The following is a 19,147-nucleotide window of genomic DNA, read 5'->3' as shown; positions in this document are numbered from 1 at the left end:
TCCGGTTCCTCATCCCTTCTCGGTTATCAGTCCGTGTTCAGCAGCGGGATCTTGTTGAGCACTCTCATCGAGATCCGGGACCTCTCGCCGGAGGCGACCGAGCTGGAATCCACCCTGGCCCCGTGGGCCGCGATGATGCCGTTGTTGATGATCGTCTCCTGACGCTGGACCAGATCGCCCACGTCGATGTCACGTGCCTGGGCGAACTCGACGAGCGCGTCCAGGACCCGCTTTTCGACGGTCTTCAGGACCATGCCGCTGTCGGCCTTCTGGAAATAGCGGTGGTGCTTCTTGTCCGCCGCCTGCCGGCGCACGCTCTGCCGCGCCCCGTAGTCGAACCTGCGCAGCCTGGTGATCAACTTGTCCTGACGGCGCACCCGCCAGGTCATCCCGTAGTCGGGGGCAAAGCCCGCGATCGCGCGCACGGGCGAGGCCACCAGCACGAAGACGGTGCTGATCAGCGTCTGCGAGAACAGCGTGACGAGCTCGCGCAGAGGCGGGCGGGGCATGAGGGTGTCGATGACCCGGTAGCGGTCGAGCAGGGGGAACAGCACCGTCGGGACGGCTTCCACGAAGAGGTTGGATTCCGAACGGATGAAGCGCAGGAAGAGCGAGGTGACCAACTCTCCGCCCCAGCCCGTGGAGTGGACGGCCAGATAGGGGCGGGCGCCCTCCTCCGGCGTCCGTTTCAGCGCATCCATCTGTGCGAAGGGAATCCGGGCGACGGGCCGGCCGAGCGGGTCCGGCAGGAAGCGGGTGTCCTCCAGGAGGCCCGAGCCGTCGACGAAGAGCCGCTCCTCGATCTCCAGACAGGGCAGCACCAGGGTGCCGACCCGCTCGGCAATGTGGGTGTAGAGGTCCGTCACGTCGAAGTCCTGCGGCGTGACCCCCGGACTGCTCGATGTCGTCACATCGAAGGTCAGAGACCATGAGTCGAGTGCGGACCCGTACCCGATGAACGGCGAATAGCCGCTGTAGGCGGTGACGTTGCCGTCGGCGTATGCGCCGATCTGGCGCAGGCGCGCCGCGACATCCGCATTGAGCGGCAGCGGCGCGGCCGCGGGGTCGAACCGGTCCGGACGGAGGCTTTGCAGATGACGGCCGTACTTGGTCGAGAGCTCGAAGGAGAACACGGTCACCCAGGAGAGGAACAGCACCAGCAGGGTGATCCCGGGGTGGCCGACCCAGAAGGCGAAGACGAACGCCAGCAGGAAGAGGACGGTGAGCACCAGATCCCGGCTGTGGCGGCGGGCGTTGGCCAGGTAGGCGTGCCGGAGCACCACGGGGACGTCGCACGCCGGGGCCGCCGCCACACCCAAGTGGGGCTGGGCGGCCACCTGTTTGATGAGCGACCTGGCGTATTCGCGATCCAGGTAGGCGGCCGCGCAGAGGTACCTGGTCAGGTCCCGGCCCTCACCCCAACGCGGCACAGCGGTGCGGCGATCGGCGGCACTTACGGTGACGGGCGCCGTGGACACGGTCGGCGCAGACGGCGAGTGGCCGAGCGGCTCGGCCCACGTCGCAGTCGGCTCGGCGTCCGCCACGGCCACACCGCAATTGCCGCAGAACGCGGCCCCCGAAACTGTGCCGCAGCCGCATCCTGGGCACGCAGTCGAATGCGTCATCGCTCCCCCGCGCATGAGACGACCTCACGTCCACCAAGTGCACCACGGGGGGATCTGAGAAAACGTCAGAGTCGCTCTTCGAAGCGGTACCGTTACCGTTCGATACGAACAGACGCGCGACCCGGCGGGCCCGGTCCGGGTCAGGGGGACGTTCGGCGCAGGACCAGGCTGACGAAGCCCCAGGTGTCCCGGTAGACGCGGAGCCATTCGGAGCGGCGCGTGGCAGCCGTCCCGAGCACCTGCGCGCTGTCCGGGTGGGCGGGGTGGTCCAGGGCCCAGGCGGCCAGCGAACCCCAGCAGGACCACTCGTAGGCGTCCAGCTCACCGCGGGAGCTGACATGGCCGTGCACGGGGGTCCACCCGTCGGCGGCGACGCGGTCCAGCGTGGTCGCCAGGTCCGTGAACTCCCCGAGCATCTCGACGGCTTCCGGTGCGGGCTCGCGCTCCCAGAAGCCGTCACCGATCAGTACGTGTCCGCCGGGGGCCAGGTGCTTGCGTGCCGCTGCCAGGGTGGGCAGCAGGCCGCCGAAGGCGTGCGCGGCGCCGACGCTGAGCACCAGGTCGAACGGGTGCGGGGAGGTGAATTCTTCGGCTTCTCGCTGGTGGAGTACGAGGCGCTCCTGGACGCCGAGGCGGACCGCGGCCTGCCGGGCCTGCGCCAGATCGCCCTCGGAGATGTCGACGCCCTCGGCCTCCAGCCGCGGGTGCATGGCCAGGGCGCGCAGCAGCCATTCCCCGCCCCCGCACCCCAGGTCGAGCACCCGCTCGGTGCCACGCGGAAGGCAGCGTTCCAGCAGTTGGCGCACGGAGTCGTCGTCGAGCGGGGACTTTATCGGGTGCTCGGCATGGGCCAGCGCGGAGATCTGTTCACGATTCACCGGCGCAGCATGGCAGCGCCGGATGCCGCCCGCACCTGGATTTCCCTCGGCCCGATGACGGCCTTACACCGCATCTGCCAGGGCATCGGTGCGGAGTACCCGCAGATGCAGCTGCGCGCCCTTCACGGCCACGACTTCGCGAGTTTCGGCGAAGTACCACCGCAGAGGATGGAAGACTGTCGGCGGGCCGAATCCCCCGCCGCGCGCCACAACACCCGGGCCCGAACTCGGCGGCATGCAAGGAGTGTCGGGCTTCCACCCTTGAGTCCGGCTTCCTCGGTTTGGATGCGCCATACACCATGATGGCAACCCTCACGACGGATTCCGCGGACTCGGCCATCCGGCCCGTTCCACCGATGGGTATCAGCTTTCTTTTGCCCCTCAAAGGTTGTAGAACGGGATGGAACTGCTGCCCCATCTCCGCGTGACAACTGCATGCGGCATTCTCGTCGATTGTGCGATAGAAATAAGCGAAGAGCTCCACACCGTCTCAACAGAAGATTCCTGAATGTCCGATACCGAACCTTTCCGTGCCGTAACCGCGACGGATGTCGCCCGCGTTGCCGGGGTCTCGCAGTCGACGGTTTCCCTGGTACTGAACGGAAAAGGCCGCGGTCGTATCAGCGACAAGACGGTGCGACGCGTTACCGAGACCGCGCAGCGGATGGGCTATCGCATCAATCAGTCGGCCCGCCATCTCCGGCTGGGAACCAGTGGCACGGTCCTGCTGGCCGTCCCCACTCTCACCAACAACGCCTTCGCCGCGGTCCATGCGGGTGCGGCCCGCCGAGGGGCCGAACACGGCCTCGGCCTCGTGGTCTTCCCGCTCAGCGCCGAGGACGGCACCAGCCCTTTCTCCGCGCCGCAGCAGGCACTCGACGGCGTCATCGCGTGCTCCATGCCCGCGAAGACGGTCGCCGACGTGAGCGCGGGAGTGCCCCTGGTCGTGCTCGACGACGCGCCGGCGCCGGGCATCCCGGCGGTGACGATGAACGTCAGCGGGGGCATGGCCCTGGCCCTGAACCGGCTGCTCGCCCTGGGGCACCGGCGCATCGCGCATGTCCGGGCCGACCGGCCCGCATGGACCTTCGAGCAGCGGGCGCAGGCTTTCGACCTGGGCGTGCACACCCGGCCCGACGTCATTGCGCAGCGGATCCCCTGCCCCTTCGCCCCGTCCATGGTCAAGGAACGCATGATGCCGGTGCTGTCCGCACCGGACCGGCCCACCGCCGTCGTCTGCGATGACGACAACATGGCGACCGGCGTCTACTCGGCGGCGATGAGCCTCGGGCTGACCATCGGCACGGATCTGTCCGTGATCGGCTTCAACGATGCCCCCACCGCCTCCCAGGTCACCCCCGGGCTGACCAGTGTCCGCCTTCCGCTGGAGGATCTGGGCGACCAGGGGATGCGGATGCTGGTCGGGCTGCGTGGCGGGGTGACGGCGGATCCCGAGCCCTTGCCGGTCGCCCTCGTCGAGCGGGGCTCCATCGGCCCGGCACCGCAGGCGTGAGGCAGCCGCCGGCTCACACCCAGTCGTGGACGAACGTCGCGGCCTCGTCGAATCCGATCCGCTCCGTGAGCTGTTGCTCCTTGGGGATGTAGGAGTTCGAGAACAGGTCGTAGACGCCGCTGGACCCGACGGAGAGGACGTCCTTGAACGGGGTGCGGAGCACGCTGTTCACATAGGTCTCGTCCACCCCGCCCTTGCTCATGACGTCGGCAGCGTAGAGCGTCGTCAGCGTCTCCCCTGCCCTTTCGAAGAACACCGGGGTGCCCGCGATCATGCCGGTGACGTCGACCTCCTCGATGAGCCGGGCCTCCCGCGCCGGTCCGTGACGGTCCAGCAGCGCCTGCCACCCGTTCTTCAACTGTGTGGTGTAGACGAGGGATCCGGGGCCGACCAGGGGCTTGATGCCCGCGAACAGCAGCAGGGTCATGTACAGCGCCACCGAGGGCACGAGGTCCTCACGGTGCAGCGCCTCGCGCAGGGCCTCCCGCTCCAGGGGAACCCGCAGGTGGGCGAAACGCGGGTCGGCCGGTACCAGCTCGCCATCTTGCACGTACAGCCGCAGGAGCCCCGGCCGGCCGGGGTGCCGCATCCAGAAGAAATGCGTTCCCTTTCCGGCGGCCTCGTCCCAGGCGACCACGACCCCGCGAAAGGTGTCGAGAACCCGTTGCCGCGGTACGGGGTCGAGCAGCGCCTCGGAAAGGTAGCTCTCCTCCGCCAGCAACTCGATCAGGCTTTCCCTGGCCACGTCCTCGGCACCGGCGTAGAGCAAATCCGGGAGACGGGGGCGCAGTTCTTCCGAGAAGAGCCGCGGCCAGGTCCCGTGCACCACGGTCGCCAGCTGATCACGGTGTCCCGGACTTGCGGAATGATCAAGTCCGTTGAGGAGATGCTGGTACTCCTCCAGGAAATCCTGGTCGGCGGGCGCGAAACCGGACCAGCGCTTGAGCGAGTGAAGCCGCTCTACGAAGTCAAAGGCCCGCGGCCGGAGATAGTACATGACGTCCCGGTGTTCTTTCGCCGAGAAGTAGGGGATGTCCACACCCCGGAAACGGAACCCATTTCTCATGTAGTGGTTGCTGGGGTTGACGTTGCTGCACGACAACGTGACGATCGGCGCCGCCGGCCCGTCGGACAGCAGCCGGCCCGCGTTCGCAATGATGTTGGTGCCCAGGAGCAGCGGATGATTGAGCACTTGGTGGTGGTCGACGATGTTCACCGCCCGGATGTCACGGGCCGTGACGGCATCCGCGGGGCCGCCCGGCCCGAACGCCCGGCGCAGTACCCGCCGTACGCACTTCGCGATCAGTTCCTGGCGCTCCGCGTGCTCGGGAGCGACGCCGGAGGTGGGGCTCAGCGCCTTCGCGTACTCCCCCAGGGGCCGGTCGTCCTCGAAGTACGGAGCCATGTCGGGCACATACGTCCGGAGTTGTCCGACGACGGCGTCCACCGCTTGCCGCACCCGTTGTTCGTCCATTGCCGCCTCGTCAGTTCGTTGCGTCCGTCGCGACCGCCCGTGCCGCCGCCACCATTGCCTGCCCCACGGACACGCCGCCGTCGTTGGGGGGTATCCGCCGGTGGGTGTGTACCCGAAGTCCCGCCGCGGTCAGTTCCTGTTCCGCCCGTATCAGCAGGTGCTGGTTGAGGAACACCCCACCGCTCAGGACGACATCGGGCAGCCCGTGGGTGCGCGACAGCCGCAGACAGACCTCGACCACCGCGTGCACCACACTCTCGTGGAACGCGCGGCTCAGTGCGGCCGTGCTGTGACGTCCGTCCGTCAGGCCGGCGAGCAGGGCTTCCAGCCAGGGCCCGTGATCGACGACCAGGCACCCGTCCTCGTCGTCCAGCCGCAGCGGCCACGGCGTCGCCGGCGTGTGGTCCCACGCGATGAGCTGCTCCAGTTCGATGGCGGCCTGCCCTTCGTAGCCGACCTCCTCGCACACGCCCAGAAGCGCGGAGTATGCGTCGAAGAGACGGCCCATACTGGAGGTCAGCGGGGCGTGGAGCCCACGTTCGGTCATCTTCATCAGCACCTCGACCTCGAACGGGTCCCGGTTTCGCAGCAGACCGAGCGGGAGGGATGCCGCGTCCTGGCCGAAGTACTGGGTGAGCAGCGCGATCGCCACGCGGGCCGGTTCGCGTACGGCCTTGTCCCCGCCGGGCAGCCGGAAGCGCGCGAGGTGTCCGGCCCGCTCGAAGCCGCGGTAGTCGCCGACGAGGAACTCGCCGCCCCAGATGGTGCCGTCGGTGCCGTAGCCGGTGCCGTCGAAGATCACGCCGATGACCGGGCGGTCCAGGCCGTTGTCGGCCATGCAGGACGCCATGTGCGCGTGATGGTGCTGTACGGCCACCGGCTCCATGTCCGCGCAGGAGCGGGCGTAGCGGGTGCTGTGGAAGTCCGGGTGCAGATCGTGCGCGACGTAGCGGGGGGTCACGTCGAAGACCTGGCGCAAGTGGCCGATGGTGTCCGCGAAGAACCGCTGGTTGCCCGGCGACTTGAGGTCTCCGATGTGCTGCCCGACATAGAGCGAGGTGCCGGAGCCGAGGCACACGGTGTTCTTCAGTTCGGCCCCGAGGGCGAGGACCGGAGGCACCTCGAAGGGCGCCGGCAAGGGATCGGGGACAAATCCGCGTGCCCGGCGCAGGAGGACCTCGGCCGGCCCGTCCGCGCGGTGCACGACGCGGGCGATGGAGTCGTCCACCCGGGTATGGATCGTGCGGTCGTGCACGAGGAAGGCGTCCGCCAGGCCCGGGAGAGTGGCGAGCGCCTCCTCCTCCGTACGGGCCATGGGCTCGTCCGGGGCGTTGCCGCTGGTGGCGATGAGGACGCCGGAGCTGTCCGCCAGCAGGAGGTGCTGCAAGGGGGTGGTCGGCAGCATGAATCCCAACGTAGGGGATCCGGGGGCCACATCCGGTGAGAGTCCGCTGTTCCGGCGGGCCCGGAGCAGGACGATGGGCCGCGCCGGGGACTCCAGCAGCCGGGTCTCCGCGGCGTCGAGGTGGGCGTAGCGCGCGACCGTCGCGGTGTCGGCGGCCAGCAGTGCCAGGGGCTTGGCGCTGCGCTCCTTGCGGGAGCGCAGCGCGGTCACCGCCGAGGGCAGGTACGGGTCGGCCATGAGCTGGTAGCCGCCCAGTGCCTTGACGGCCAGGATGTGTCCGTCGCGCAGCATCCCGGACGCGGTCCGGACCGGGTCCCCGTCGCCGATCTCCGTGCCGTCCGCCGCCAGCAGCCGCACCCGGGGGCCACAGGACCAGCAGGCGTTGGGCTGGGCGTGGAAGCGCCGGTCGGCGGCGGAGTCGTACTCCTTCTGGCACTCCGGGCACATCACGAATGCGGCCATGGTCGTCAGCGGCCGGTCGTAGGGAAGTCCTTTGATGATGCTGTAACGCGGCCCGCAGTTGGTGCAGTTGATCAGGGGGTAGCGGTACCGGCGGTCCGCGGGGTCCATCAGCTCGGTGACACAGTCCGCGCAGACGAGGCTGTCGGGGGTGACGAGCCCGCCCGACCCGCCGTCGGGGCGGCTCTGCCGGATGGCGAAGGCGGAGTTCCACTCGCGCAGTGGCTCCTCGGCGAGTACCTCACAGGTGTCGATACGCGCGAGGCCCGGCAGTTGCGCGTACAGGTCGGCTCCGAAGGCGTCCGCCGCGGTGCGTGGCCCTTCGACGCAGATGGTGACGCCGCGCATGTCGTTGAGGACCCAGCCGCCCAGCAGGTGCCGGGTGGCCAGGCGGTAGACGAAGGGGCGGAAGCCCACCCCCTGGACGAAACCGGTGACCCGCAGGGTACGGCGCACCGCCGCCATCAGCACAGCCTCGGCAGCTGGGCACCGTAGAGCAGGTCCACGGTCTTCTCACGGCCGTCCGGACCGGTCATCCGGACGGTTCCCGGGGTTCCGTCGACCACGCTGCCGACGACGGCCGCCCGCGCACACTCCTCATGGGCGTGCAGGGCCTTGAGCGCGGCCTCGGTGTGCTCCGGGGAGACGACGAGGCAGAGGTTTCCCTCGTTGGCGAGGTACATGACGTCGACGCCCAGCATGTCGGCGGCCATGGCGGTCTCCGGCCTGACGGGCAGGTCGGGCTGGGAGAGCAGCACGGCCGCCGAGGAAGCCTGGGCGAACTCGTTGACGACCGTGCCCAGGCCCCCTCGGGTCACGTCGCGGATGCACCGCACCCCCTCGCCGCAGGCATCGAGGACATCGGCGATCACATGGTTGAGCACCGCGCAGTCGCTGCGCACCCGATGCTCGAAGCCGAGGCCCTCCCGCTGGGAGAGGAGATGGATGCTGTGGTCGCCCAGGTAGCCGGTGACGATGACCTGGTCCCCGGTGCGCAGCGACTTGCTGGACAGGTGCAGGGGGCGTTCGAGCACCCCCACACCCGTGGTGTTGAGGAAGATGCCGTCCGCCTCCCCACGCCGTACGACCTTGGTGTCGCCGGCGACGATCTGCACCCCCGCCGCCACCGCGGTGTCCCGTACGGAGTGCAGGATCCGCCGGAAGTCGGCCAGCGCGAAGCCCTCTTCGAGGACGACCGCGAGCGTGAGGTAGAGCGGACGGGAGCCGCTGACGGCCAGGTCGTTGACCGTGCCGGCGACGGCTATCTTCCCGATGTCGCCACCGTCGAAGAACAGTGGCTCCACCACGAAGGAGTCGGTCGTGACGGCGATCCGCCTGCCGGGGAGCTCCAGCAGGGCACTGTCCTCCATTTCGCCGATGTAGGTGTCGCCAAGAATCGAGGCGATGGTGCCGGCGATGAGCTCCTGGCTCATCCCTCCACCGGCTCCATGGTCCAGGACCACGGTCTTCGTCACGCGCCGGCCTCCTGTGTGCGGTTGCGGTCGTCGGATCAGGCGGCGGAGAGGACGGAGTGTCCCAGCGACTTCTGGAGGAGCGCGTCCCACCACACCCGCATGATGCGGATGGCCTCCAGGGCGCCCTTGCGGACCTCGTCCATGTCGATCGGCTCGCCGTCGCCGTCCGCGGCGTCCGGACCGAGGTCCACGAACGCGGCGAGGCCGTCCTTGTGCCCCTGCTCCACGCCGTCCTCCAGGTGGATGTCGTGGAAGCGCTTGATCAGGCTGCCCTCGTAGGTGAACCCGCGACGGTCGCAGATCTCCTTGCAGATCTCGAAGAGGACCTCGTGCTCGAAGATCGCCGCGGTCTCGGTCGCGTAGAGGGAGCCCAGGGCGCGCGAGGGGTCGGGGGCGCACAGCGCGTCGACTTCCGCCAGGAACCGCGTCGTCGGGGGGAACTCCACCCGCTTGTCCATGTCGGTACCCGCCTCCAGCATGCCCTTCTTGTACATCGGGGCGTGGCCGTCCTCCTCGTCCACGTTGCGCTGAAGTTCCACCGAGACCCCGGTGTCGGCCAGCTTCTTGGTGCAGTCCACGGCCTTCTGGAGCAGGACCTTGTTGGCGAAGGAGAACTGGTAATGCTCCATCACCAGCCACTCCAGCGATTCCGTCTCGGCTTGTGAGAGTGCCTTGAACAGCTGGTCCTTCACCGCGTTGGTGAAGGCGTCGTTCTCGGCGTCGATCTGCACGGACAGGCGCTCGGCCATGGCAAGCCTCTTCTCTCTGATGATGGTGAAGGGGACGTGCTGCGCAGCGGCACCCGGGGTGTCCCGGTGCCTGCTGTGTCGCAGGTTAGTCATACGCATGACTGAAGAACAAGAGGAAGCCATGGCTTCAACTCTGCTTGTGAGCTTCATGTTTGACGACGGGAAAGAGTCAATCTGTTGCGAACAGGTCATTCGTATGACTACGCTCGCCGTCGTTTGGCCGACTCCACCCGGAACCCCCACTCCCGAAGCCAGGGAAGTCACATGCCTCGATACGCAATCCTCACCAACGACCTCCAGCGTGACCTGGTCGACAAGAACGAGCAGCGCAAGGCGAACGTGCAGGAGATGACCCCCGCGTTCCAGGAGTTCCTGGCCCGGATGCGGGAGCTCCAGGTCCCGGTGATCCATCTGCAACTGGTCTACGACGAGGACGACAAGAAGATCGAGTACCACGACGGGCGCATCCCCGTGCTGCGCGGCACCCGCGGGGCCGAACTGCTCCCGGAGTTCGTGGAACCCGTCGACATCGTCATGGAGAAGAAGAAGGACAGCGGCTTCTTCGAGACGGACCTGCACGACTACCTGCAAAAGAACGACATCGACACCGTGATCATCACGGGGATGCAGGCGCAGGTCTGCATCCAGACGACGGCGGCGGACGCGCACTTCCGCGGCTACAACGTGGTCGTGCCCTCCGACGGGGTCGTCTCCACCCGCGAGGAGGACCGCACACGGGCCCTGGAATGGCTGGCGTCCTACTGCGCCGTGGTGGCACCGATGGCCGAGGTGGCCCGGCGCATCGGCGGCAAGGAGGACTTCGACTTCTCCGTTGCGGCGCTTCCCTAGGACCTGTCGGACCGCTCGGACGGCCGGGTACGCACATCCACCGCACACCGCGGGAGCACACCCGGCCCGTCGCCGGCACCGTGATCGTGCCCGGCTCCTGTCGAAGGCTCCCGCGCGCAACCCTTGAGGAGGCGTCCCATGGACGTGGCAGTGACAGCGGGGGCCCACGCCTGGAACGGGCTCGCGCTGCCCCCTGACGCACAGCAGGAACCCGATCTCCTCGTCATCGGGGTGCCTTTCGAGGGGGGCGCGGGCGGTGCGGGCGGCGCCTCGCTCGGACCCGCCAGGGTGCGGGAGCTCACCCCCCGCCTCAAGACGACCGACCGTCATGGCCGCGACGCCTCGGCGGTGCGGCTGCGGGACCTCGGCGACATCCCGACCTGGCGGTTCGACCTCCCCCGGTCGATCGCGCACCTCGCCGAGGTCTACCAGAAGGTCTTCCGTGAGGTCACGGTGCCCGTCCTGACCTACGGCGGGGACCACTCGGTCACCTATCCCATCGTGGCCGCGGCGGGCACCGGCCGGCGCCTCGGCCTCGTGTGGTTCGACGCGCACCCGGACGTGCTCGACGGCTACCAGGGGTCCGGGATCTCCCACGGCTCGCCGCTGCGCCGCATCATCGAGGACGGCGCGGTCGCCCCGGAGAACGTGCTGCTGGTCGGCACCCGTGCCTATGACGCGGGCGAGACCGCCTTCATCGAGAAGCACGGCATCCGTGAGGTCCGGGCCGCGCACTTCGCGGACGATCCCCGGGCGGCCCGGGAGAACTACCGGCGACATCTGGCCGACATCAGCGAGCGGGTCAGCCATTTCTACGTCACGCTCGACATCGATGTGCTCGACGCCTCGTGCGTACCCGGCACCGGCACGCCGGTCGCCGGCGGGATCGGCACCGGTGAGCTGCTCGGCCTCATCGAAGACCTGCCCGAACCCGTACTGGCCTACGACATCGTGGAGTTCGCCCCGGCCCACGACGTCGGCGGGATGACCGGGCATGCGGTCATGGCCCTCACCACCGCGTACCTCGCCCGCATCGCGGCCCGGACCCACGGACCGGGCGCACCGCCATCCCCCGGACACCCCGTGGCGAACCCGCCCCGACTCCCCGAGGAGTGACGCCGTGGACGTCATGACAGCCATCCTGACGCGGCGCAGCAGCCATCTGCTCAGCGCCCCGGCCCCCACCGACGCGGAGTTCACCTATCTGCTGGGAGGCGCGGCCACCGCCCCCGACCACGGCTCGCTCCGGCCGTGGCGGTGGGTCCTGTTGCACGGCGACGGCCGCGAGGCACTCGGCGACTGCCTGGCCGCCGAGGCACCGCCGGGGCAGCAGGAGCGGGCCAGACGGAAGATGCTGCGCTCTCCGCTCAAGGCGGTGCTGATCTTCGTGCCGCGGCTGGACCACCGCGTCCAGGAATGGGAGCAACTGGCGGGCACCAGCTCGATGGTGTACGCGATGATGATGCTGCTGCACGCCCGTGGCTACGGCAGTATCTGGCGGACCGGAGCGCTGTGCCGTAGCGAAGGCGTCCGTGAGCTCCTGGAGCTGTCGCCCGCCGAACGGGTGCTGGGCTCCCTGGACATCGGCACGCCCGACGAGCACGCGCGGCTCCTGCGGCGGCCCCGCGAGGACGTGGCGGCCAAGGTCTCGGCCTTCCCCGGCGCGGCCGCCACGGCCGCGAAGGCGGGCGACGTCGCCGGTCCCTGACCGCGTGGGCCGAGCGGGCGCCCGGTCGGCGAGGACCGCCCGAAGACTCGACCCAGCCGGTCCTGACCGGATGAGAAAGGCAGAGCGCACCAGTGGAACCGAGTGACGAGTTGACGCCGCCGCACGAACGGCAGCATCCGCCCGGGCAGGGCCCGGCCGCCTGGGCCCGGCGCGCGGCACGCAGCGTTCCTCCGGGGCGGGCGGCCCGCACCTTCCTGCTGGTCGCCTTCGTCGACGCCGCGGGCCGTGGCATCTTCCTCGCGGGCTCCGCGCTCTTCTACACCCAGGTCATCGGGCTCACCAACGCACAGGTCGGACTGGGGCTGTCGATCGCCGGCCTGGTGGGACTGGTGTGCGCCATTCCCATCGGCTGGCTCGCGGATCGGTTCGGTGACGGGCCCGTCCTGGTGGCGCTGCAACTGTGGCGGGCCGCGGCGTTCCTGGTCTATCCCCTGGTCGACGACTTCGCTCTGTTCCTTGTGGTGGCCTGTCTGGTGGGCGCGGTGGAGTGGGCCGCGATGCCCATCATCCAGTCGGTCGCGGGAGCCACCAGCGAGGAGGGCTCCATGGTGGAGGCCATGGCCGTGGTCGCGGTGGCCCGCAACTCCGCGTACGCGCTCTCGGCCTTGGCCGCCACCGCCGTGATCACCTGGGCGTCCCCTCGCGCCTATGTCGTCTTCGTGCTGTTCAACGCGCTGGGATTCTTCGTCTCGGGGATGCTGCTGCTGAGACTGCGGCTGCCGCGCCGGGCGGTGGACCACGGCTCGAAGGAGCCGGCGGGGTCGAAGCTGCTGCCCTTCAGGGACGTGCGGTTCCTGCTGCTGTCCGTCACGAACGGGATCCTGTACGCCCATATGCCGATCCTGTCCGTGGCCTTCCCGCTGTGGGTCGTCACCCGTACCGATGCGCCGCGCGCCCTCGTCGGTGTGGCGCTGACCATCAACACCGTGATGGCCGTGATGTTGCAGATCCGGCTCAGCAAGGGCGGGGACGACCTCGGGCACGCGGGCCGCAAGCAGCGGCTCGCCGGACTGGCGCTGGCCGCGTTCTGCGTGCTCGTCGCGTTCACCCGGTCCGTGGACGGACTGACGGCCACGGTCCTGTTGTTGCTCGCCGCGGTCGCGCTGACACTGGGCGAGCTGTGGCAGTCGGCGGGCGGCTGGGGGATCTCCTACGGGCTCGCCCCCGAGGCCCAGCGCACCTACTACCTGAGCGTCTACCAACTCGGGGCCACCGGGTGCACGGTTGTGGGGCCTGCGGTACTGGTGATGGCCGTCGTGGACGTGGGCCCGGCCGGCTGGGCGGGGCTGGCGGCCTTGCTCGCGCTCACCGGCCTGGTGACCCCCGCGCTCACCCGGCCGCCGCGCCACAAGGCAGCGGTCGCCCCGGCTCCGGCCGACTGATCCGCTGCCGGGCTCCCGTAGCCGGACCTGCGGGAGCGGGCCGTAACACCGTCATGAAGCGGCGGCCGTCCCACCGTCATGGAACGGCCGTACCACCGCCATGGAGCGGCCGTGCACCGTCACCGTCATGAAGCGGGGGTGTGCACCTGCTCGTCGGCTCGTCGCACCGTCCTCTTCCGGTCCCGCCCGCGGGCGGTGAGGTCGGCCCCGACGACGAGGAGGGTGGCGGCCACGGCGAGCACGGCACCGACCAGGTTGGGCGAGGCGTAGCCGAAGCCGGCGCCGATGGCGGCGCCGCCGAGCCAGGCGGCGAGTGCATTGCCGACATTGAGCGCGGCGACATTCGCGGCCGAGGCGAGAGTGCGCGCCTCGGAAGCCACCTGCATGATGCGGTGCTGCAACGTGGGAATCGCGGCGGTCCCGCACAATCCCAGCAGCGTCAGGGTGATCACAGCAGGTGTCCGGAAATGGATGCTGTAGGCGAAGACCGCGAGCAGCACGGCCAACACCATGAGCGTGCCGTGCAGCGTCGCGACCGGGAATTTACCGGCAAGGTGTCCGCCCAGAAGATTTCCGACGGACATCCCGATGCCATAGAGCATGAGAATCACAGTGACGGCACTCGGCGCAAAACCGCTCACCTTGACAAGCATCGGCTCGATGTAGGTGAAGGAGGCGAAAATCGCTGCGGAAACCAGCATGGTGACGGCGAGAGTGATCCACACCTGTTTCCGGCGGAAAGCGCCCAATTCCGCGCGGAGACCACCGCCCGAGGGGCGCGGTTGCGCGGGCAGCAGCACAAGAATGCTGAGGAGTCCGACGAAACCGATCAGTGCCACGCTCAGAAAAGTGGTCCGCCAGCCAAAATGCTGGCCGATAAGCGTTCCCAGCGGTACCCCGAGAATCGTCGAGACGGTCATGCCGCTGAAAATCAGGGAGATGGCGCTCGCCCGCCGGGCCGGGGCGACGAGGTCCGCGGCGGTGACAGCCGCGACGCCGAAGAACGCCCCGTGGGCGAGTGAGACCAGCACGCGGGCGGACATCAGCAAGCCGTACCCGGGGGCGACGCCCGCGAGGAGGTTGCCCACGACGAAGACGGCCATGAGGAGCACGAGGACGGCCCGGCGGGGGAAACGGGTGGTCAAGGCGGCCAGCGGCAGCGCACCGGCCACCACGCCGAGGGCGTAGCCGGAGACCAGATAGCCGGCCACGGGCACGGAGACGGACAGGTCGGCCGCCACATCCGAGAGCAAGCCCATGATCACGAACTCGGTCGTGCCGACCGCGAAGGCGCTGATGGCCAGGGCGAGGATTGCCAGGGGCATAAAAGAAGAAACTCCTTCGGCGGGGAGGTGCTGCGTACGTGTCAGGGGCGTCGGCGAGCCCTTCAGCACCGCGGTGGCCCCACGGAGGCCCGCTCGACGAACTCGACCGGCATGACCGTCTTGGCCGTCACGGTGTCGTTGCGCAGGAACTGCTCCATGCCCAGGCGCCCCAGCTCATGGGCGGGCAGGCGCACCGTCGTCAGCGCGGGCACCATCAAGGAGGCGAGGGGCAGGTCGTCGAATCCGATGACGGACAGATCGCCGGGGATGGACAGCCCGAGGCCGTGCGCGGCGGAGTAGGCACAGGCGGCCAGATTGTCGTCGTCGCAGATGACCGCCGTCACCGAGCTGTCGTCGCGGAGCCTGGCCAGTATGAGTTCCCGCGCCCGCGCACCGTCGAAGGGAACGGCCAGGCTCCGCCCCCGCACCCGGCGGTGCGCCCCGAGCCGGCGGCCGAAAGCCTCGGTGCGCTGCGCGAACGTCCAGGCGTCACGCTCCGCGCGGACATGCAGGATGTCCCGGTGCCCCAGCCGGACGAGGTGGTCCACGGCGGAGCGCATCCCGGCGCCGACGTCCATGGTGACCGAACAGATGCCGGCGTCCGGGTCGCTGTCGAGGGCGACCATGGCGACGCCGTCCCGCAGCACGTCGATGCTCCCGGCGGATACGGCACAGGCGAGAACGCCGTCGATGGCTTGCCGGGGGGAGGGGAACGGCCCCTTCCCGTCCTCGCCCTGGAGGGGGTAGACGATCACCCCGATCCCGTGGTCGGCACCGACGCGGGCCGCTCCGCTGTGCACATCGGCGAAATGGGGGTTCGTCAGGGACGGCACGACCAGCATCACCGTGCCGGTCCGGCCTAATCGCAGATTGCGCGCCGAAAGATTGAGCCGATAACCCAAATCGTCCGCCGCATCCAGGACCTTCTTCGCCATTTTGGCCGAGATGCGGCCACGCCACTTTCCCGCCATCACCAACGAGACGGTGGTCTGCGAGACGCCAAGCGTCCGCGCCAGGTCCTTGCTTGTCATTTGATGCGCGTTAACCGGTGCGTTCCCTGCCCTGTGGAGTCCTTCAGACAACGGTCCCTCAACTCTTTTGCGAACTGCGGACGTTCAGCTTCCGTTAGATCTTGCGCCGGACATCATACGTATGATCTGGTAGCGCACATCATACGTATGATCCGGTTGCTCAACCAGAGATAACAGTCAGCGACATTCGGCGCATGGAGATCTCAATGGAATCGTCCGTCACCGTGTATTGCGGAGCCTCACTCGGCGAGCACCCCGCCTACGCCGACGCAGCACGTCAATTAGGTCAGGCCTTGGCCCGGTCCGGAATGAACTTGGTCTACGGCGGGGCCTCCACCGGCCTGATGGGGTGCGTGGCGGACGCGGCACTCCTCGGCGGCAGCCGCGTGACCGGAGTGATCCCGCAGAGCCTCGTCCGGTACGAGGTCGCGCACACCGCCCTCACCGACCTGCGCGTCGTCCAGACCATGCATGAACGCAAGGCGCTGATGGCCGAGTTGGGAGACGCCTTCGTCGCGATGCCGGGCGGCTTCGGCACCGCGGAGGAACTGTTCGAGGTCCTGACATGGGCCCAGCTCGGACTGCACTCCAAGCCGTGCGCCCTACTGAACACCAACGGCTACTACACCCCGCTCCTGAGGTTCCTGGAGCACGCCGCCGACGAAGGCTTCGTGCACCGGCGCTACCTCGGCAACGTGATCGTCGAAGACGATCCGCACGTCCTCCTCTCCCGGCTCGCGAGCCACCGGGCGCTGCCGCACCTGTTCGAAGAGGTGGCGGAGGCATGACCACGGCACCCCGCCCGGCCGCCACGGGCGCCCGTTCCGGGCCCTCCGGCGCCGCGCCCCCCGCCCCGGCACTCGCCGTGTTCGACCTCGACGGCACCTTGCTTCCGGAGACGACCTCGTGCCGGGAGATCGCCCGGGTGGTCGGCAGGCACACGGACATACACGACCTGGAAGCGGCGTACGGCCGGGGCGAGATCGACAGCCGCGCCTTCGCGGTCAGCGCCCTGCGGTGCTGGAGCGCAGGCGGCGAGGCCGTCTACCGCCAGGCGTTCGACGCCGCACGCTTCCTCCACGGCATCCAGGACTGCCTGACGTGGCTGCGCACGCACGGGACGACCACCGTCCTGGTCACGATGTCGCACAGGGAGTTCGCCGAGTGTCTCGACGGCTTCGACCACATCTTCGCGTCCGACTACCCCGACGACATCCTCAACCCCGAGGACAAGCCGCTGATCGTCGAGAAACTGCGGACCGACCTGGGCATCACGGCCGACGACGTCATCGCCTTCGGTGATTCGACATCCGACCTGCCGCTCTTCCGCACCCTCCGGCGCACGGTCGCCGTCAATGCCTCCCCCGCCCTCACCGCGCTGGCCGCGCACCACTACCAGGGCGACGATCTGCGCGGGGCGCTGCGCCTGGTCTGCCCTGACGCGGAGTTCACCTCATGAGCGCGCACCACCCGCCCGCCCAGGCCGTGCCCTCCTCCACCACGGCCGCCTCGCCCGCTCCCGGTGCCGGCACCGTCACCGCCGTCTGCCGGTCCTTCGCCGAGGACTTCCCCGGCGGGCTCGGCGCCCTCCACGAGGCCCTGAGCCGACGGGGCCTGACCACCGGGACACACGGACGGGTCGACGGGCGGTTCCCCGACGGTGAGCTGTGTGTGGACCTGCCCGGGGACCCCACCGGGGCGCACGTGATCATCCATCAGTCCCTGACCGGACCCGCCGAGCAGGTCGACCAGTCGGCGATGGCACTGCTGGCCGTGGCCCGTGCCTACCGGGAGCACGGGGCCCGGAGGGTGACCGCCGTCGTCCCGCACCTCGCCTATGCGCGCCACGACCGGCACGTACCCGGCGAACGCCGCCCGATCATGGCCGGCTTGCTGGCACAGCTCGCGGCGACGGCCGGTATCGACCAGCTCATCACCCTGGCCTCGGGCGCCCAGGACCGTCTCGGACGGCTCGGCGAGCCGATGGGCCTGGTGCAACTCCCCCCGGATGAGGCGCTGATGTCCCTGGTGCACCCCTGGGTCGTGCCCGGCCGTACGGTGCTCGTGGCCCCTGATGCGGGGGCCGCCGACCAGGTACGCCGGCTCGGTGACCGGCTACGGCTACCGGTGATCACCGCCACGAAACGCCGCACCGGTCCGGACTCCGTCACCGCGACCCTCACCTCGTCCGCACCCGGCCCCGCCGACCGCGCCATCATCGTGGACGACCTGATCACCAGTGCGGGAACGATGCTGGCGGTGGCCCGGCTGGCACGGACGGAGTTCGACGGGTGCCAGGTGCTCTGCGCGGTGACCCATCTGCGCCCCACCCCCACCGGCGAACAGCGGCTGGCCGCTGCCCTGCGGGACGGAACGCTGCACCGCGTGCTCACCACCGACGCGGCGGGCCACCGCCCCCGTATCCCCGGTGTCGACATCACCGCCGTCCTCCCGCTGATCGCCGACGCCGTCGCCGAACAAGTCCTCCCTGCCCACTCCCCCTTAGCGGAAAGGCCCACCGCACATGCAGGCTCCCACTGAGCTGCTCGATACCGTTCCCCCGAACACGCTGAGCCCGGCCTTATCCATGTCCGTGGTCTGCCTCGACCAGACCCGGCTCGGTGAACACGTCGCACAGTTGCGGACGTTGGGGATCAGCCGGCTGCACGTCGACCTCATCGACCCGGCCTTCGCCCGGAACGTCGGACTGCCGCTGGAGACCATCAGCGACCTGGCGGCCACCTGCGGCCTGCCGATCGATGTCCACGCCATGCTGGCACGCCCCGGTGACCTGCTGGAGCAGGCCGCGGCACGCGGGGCGGCCACCATCTGCGTCCACCAGCGCACCGTCACCCCCCAGGTCCTGGCCTGCTTGCGGCGCATCGCCGCCGGGCCCGCCGAGGTGGGCCTGGTCATCGACCCCGGCGAGGGACTGGACCGTGCGCTGATCGAGCAGCTGGCCCCCGCCCAGCTGACGGTGATGAGCGTCGAACCGGGCGGTGTGGGGCGGCCGTTCCGTGACGAGGCCCTGCTCGCCCTCGCCGAGGCCGCTGAGCTGCGCGCCCGCGGAATCGTCCAGCGGGTCGAAGCCGACGGGGCGGTCGGACCGGACACCGTCGCACGGCTGGTGTCCGCCGGGGCCGGCCAACTCGTCCTGGGCAGCACGGTCTTCCCGCGACGCGGCCCGGACGGCAACCGTCTGGACGAACTGGCCCTGGCGCTCACCGCCCTCTCGCCCGCCTGACCTCGGGCA

17 protein-coding genes are annotated in these 19,147 nt (G+C 69.4%); 9 read left to right on the top strand and 8 right to left on the bottom strand.

What is annotated here, in order from left to right; translation table 11 throughout:
• Positions 1-26: 26 nt before the first annotated feature.
• Positions 27-1,478 carry a zinc ribbon domain-containing protein gene (locus M8I34_RS09895; protein ID WP_250048982.1) on the bottom strand — a complete coding sequence of 484 codons (1,452 nt, stop codon included), beginning with the start codon at positions 1,476-1,478 and terminating at the stop codon, positions 27-29.
• 287 nt (positions 1,479-1,765) lie between these two features.
• Complete coding sequence (locus M8I34_RS09890) at positions 1,766-2,503, bottom strand: class I SAM-dependent methyltransferase (protein WP_250048976.1); 738 nt, start codon at positions 2,501-2,503, stop codon at positions 1,766-1,768.
• A 508-nt stretch (positions 2,504-3,011) separates the two neighbouring features.
• Between M8I34_RS09890 and M8I34_RS09885 the strand changes: the two genes are divergently transcribed.
• Complete coding sequence (locus tag M8I34_RS09885; RefSeq protein ID WP_250048975.1) at positions 3,012-4,016, top strand: LacI family DNA-binding transcriptional regulator; 1,005 nt, start codon at positions 3,012-3,014, stop codon at positions 4,014-4,016.
• Positions 4,017-4,029: 13 nt separating this feature from the next.
• Here the strand turns inward: M8I34_RS09885 and M8I34_RS09880 are convergent, their stop codons facing one another.
• Genes M8I34_RS09880 through M8I34_RS09865 form a run of 4 tightly spaced genes read right to left on the bottom strand, consistent with a single transcriptional unit; the run spans position 4,030 to position 9,671 of the window.
• On the bottom strand, positions 4,030-5,490 hold the full coding sequence (locus M8I34_RS09880) for a hypothetical protein (RefSeq protein ID WP_250048973.1): 1,461 nt from the start codon (positions 5,488-5,490) through the stop codon (positions 4,030-4,032).
• A 10-nt stretch (positions 5,491-5,500) separates the two neighbouring features.
• Positions 5,501-7,819, bottom strand: a complete 2,319-nt coding sequence (gene hypF / locus M8I34_RS09875) for a carbamoyltransferase HypF (protein WP_250048967.1) — start codon at positions 7,817-7,819, stop codon at positions 5,501-5,503.
• Complete coding sequence (gene hypE, locus M8I34_RS09870; RefSeq protein WP_250048965.1) at positions 7,819-8,829, bottom strand: hydrogenase expression/formation protein HypE; 1,011 nt, start codon at positions 8,827-8,829, stop codon at positions 7,819-7,821. Before hypE ends, hypF begins: the two co-directional genes overlap by 1 nt.
• A gap of 35 nt (positions 8,830-8,864) precedes the next feature.
• On the bottom strand, positions 8,865-9,671 hold the full coding sequence (locus M8I34_RS09865; RefSeq protein WP_244416179.1) for a hypothetical protein: 807 nt from the start codon (positions 9,669-9,671) through the stop codon (positions 8,865-8,867).
• Between the two features lie 171 nt (positions 9,672-9,842).
• Here M8I34_RS09865 and M8I34_RS09860 point away from each other — a divergent pair, with 171 nt between their 5' ends.
• The 4 genes from M8I34_RS09860 (at position 9,843) to M8I34_RS09845 (ending at position 13,538) form a co-directional block, all read left to right on the top strand.
• Positions 9,843-10,427, top strand: coding sequence for an isochorismatase family cysteine hydrolase (locus M8I34_RS09860; protein WP_250048963.1), 585 nt, complete (start codon positions 9,843-9,845; stop codon positions 10,425-10,427).
• Between the two features lie 138 nt (positions 10,428-10,565).
• Entirely contained in the window at positions 10,566-11,543 is a 978-nt protein-coding gene (locus M8I34_RS09855; protein ID WP_250048956.1) for an arginase family protein, read from the top strand.
• 13 nt (positions 11,544-11,556) lie between these two features.
• The gene (locus M8I34_RS09850; protein ID WP_250049125.1) at positions 11,557-12,135 is read left to right on the top strand and encodes a nitroreductase; all 579 of its coding nucleotides are present in this window, start codon (positions 11,557-11,559) and stop codon (positions 12,133-12,135) included.
• Positions 12,136-12,227: 92 nt separating this feature from the next.
• The gene (locus M8I34_RS09845; protein ID WP_250048954.1) at positions 12,228-13,538 is read left to right on the top strand and encodes an MFS transporter; all 1,311 of its coding nucleotides are present in this window, start codon (positions 12,228-12,230) and stop codon (positions 13,536-13,538) included.
• 125 nt (positions 13,539-13,663) lie between these two features.
• On the opposite strand, the gene M8I34_RS09840 is transcribed toward M8I34_RS09845, so the two are convergent.
• Positions 13,664-14,863, bottom strand: a complete 1,200-nt coding sequence (locus M8I34_RS09840; protein ID WP_250048952.1) for an MFS transporter — start codon at positions 14,861-14,863, stop codon at positions 13,664-13,666.
• A gap of 62 nt (positions 14,864-14,925) precedes the next feature.
• Positions 14,926-15,894: a LacI family DNA-binding transcriptional regulator gene (locus tag M8I34_RS09835; RefSeq protein WP_250048950.1), complete on the bottom strand. Its 969-nt coding sequence runs from the start codon at positions 15,892-15,894 to the stop codon at positions 14,926-14,928.
• A 194-nt stretch (positions 15,895-16,088) separates the two neighbouring features.
• Between M8I34_RS09835 and M8I34_RS09830 the strand changes: the two genes are divergently transcribed.
• Genes M8I34_RS09830 through M8I34_RS09815 form a run of 4 tightly spaced genes read left to right on the top strand, consistent with a single transcriptional unit; the run spans position 16,089 to position 19,138 of the window.
• On the top strand, positions 16,089-16,682 hold the full coding sequence (locus tag M8I34_RS09830) for a TIGR00730 family Rossman fold protein (protein ID WP_308372123.1): 594 nt from the start codon (positions 16,089-16,091) through the stop codon (positions 16,680-16,682).
• Complete coding sequence (locus tag M8I34_RS09825; RefSeq protein WP_250048949.1) at positions 16,679-17,353, top strand: HAD family phosphatase; 675 nt, start codon at positions 16,679-16,681, stop codon at positions 17,351-17,353. The genes M8I34_RS09830 and M8I34_RS09825 overlap by 4 nt, the downstream gene beginning before the upstream one ends.
• Entirely contained in the window at positions 17,350-18,435 is a 1,086-nt protein-coding gene (gene prs, locus M8I34_RS09820) for a ribose-phosphate diphosphokinase (protein WP_250048948.1), read from the top strand. Before M8I34_RS09825 ends, prs begins: the two co-directional genes overlap by 4 nt.
• A complete protein-coding gene (locus tag M8I34_RS09815; protein ID WP_250048947.1) occupies positions 18,419-19,138 on the top strand; it encodes a hypothetical protein in 720 nt (239 codons plus the stop codon). Before prs ends, M8I34_RS09815 begins: the two co-directional genes overlap by 17 nt.
• Positions 19,139-19,147 lie beyond the last annotated feature (9 nt).

It is taken from the genome of Streptomyces sp. MCA2 (assembly GCF_023544705.1).
Classification (GTDB): domain Bacteria; phylum Actinomycetota; class Actinomycetes; order Streptomycetales; family Streptomycetaceae; genus Streptomyces; species Streptomyces decoyicus.
The sequence above is the reverse complement of the archived record's forward strand: the minus strand, read 5'-3'. Positions and strand labels throughout refer to the sequence as shown.

Excerpts from the sequence above, each read along its gene's own strand:
- M8I34_RS09885 (WP_250048975.1), top strand. The coding sequence starts at position 3,012 with ATGTCCGATACCGAACCTTTCCGTGCCGTAACCGCGACGGATGTCGCC.
- M8I34_RS09880 (WP_250048973.1), bottom strand. The coding sequence starts at position 5,490 with ATGGACGAACAACGGGTGCGGCAAGCGGTGGACGCCGTCGTCGGACAA.
- hypF (WP_250048967.1), bottom strand. The coding sequence starts at position 7,819 with ATGGCGGCGGTGCGCCGTACCCTGCGGGTCACCGGTTTCGTCCAGGGG.
- M8I34_RS09865 (WP_244416179.1), bottom strand. The coding sequence starts at position 9,671 with ATGACTAACCTGCGACACAGCAGGCACCGGGACACCCCGGGTGCCGCT.
- M8I34_RS09860 (WP_250048963.1), top strand. The coding sequence starts at position 9,843 with ATGCCTCGATACGCAATCCTCACCAACGACCTCCAGCGTGACCTGGTC.
- M8I34_RS09855 (WP_250048956.1), top strand. The coding sequence starts at position 10,566 with ATGGACGTGGCAGTGACAGCGGGGGCCCACGCCTGGAACGGGCTCGCG.
- M8I34_RS09850 (WP_250049125.1), top strand. The coding sequence starts at position 11,557 with ATGACAGCCATCCTGACGCGGCGCAGCAGCCATCTGCTCAGCGCCCCG.
- M8I34_RS09840 (WP_250048952.1), bottom strand. The coding sequence starts at position 14,863 with ATGCCCCTGGCAATCCTCGCCCTGGCCATCAGCGCCTTCGCGGTCGGC.
- M8I34_RS09835 (WP_250048950.1), bottom strand. The coding sequence starts at position 15,894 with ATGACAAGCAAGGACCTGGCGCGGACGCTTGGCGTCTCGCAGACCACC.
- M8I34_RS09830 (WP_308372123.1), top strand. The coding sequence starts at position 16,089 with ATGGAGATCTCAATGGAATCGTCCGTCACCGTGTATTGCGGAGCCTCA.
- M8I34_RS09825 (WP_250048949.1), top strand. The coding sequence starts at position 16,679 with ATGACCACGGCACCCCGCCCGGCCGCCACGGGCGCCCGTTCCGGGCCC.
- prs (WP_250048948.1), top strand. The coding sequence starts at position 17,350 with ATGAGCGCGCACCACCCGCCCGCCCAGGCCGTGCCCTCCTCCACCACG.
- M8I34_RS09815 (WP_250048947.1), top strand. The coding sequence starts at position 18,419 with ATGCAGGCTCCCACTGAGCTGCTCGATACCGTTCCCCCGAACACGCTG.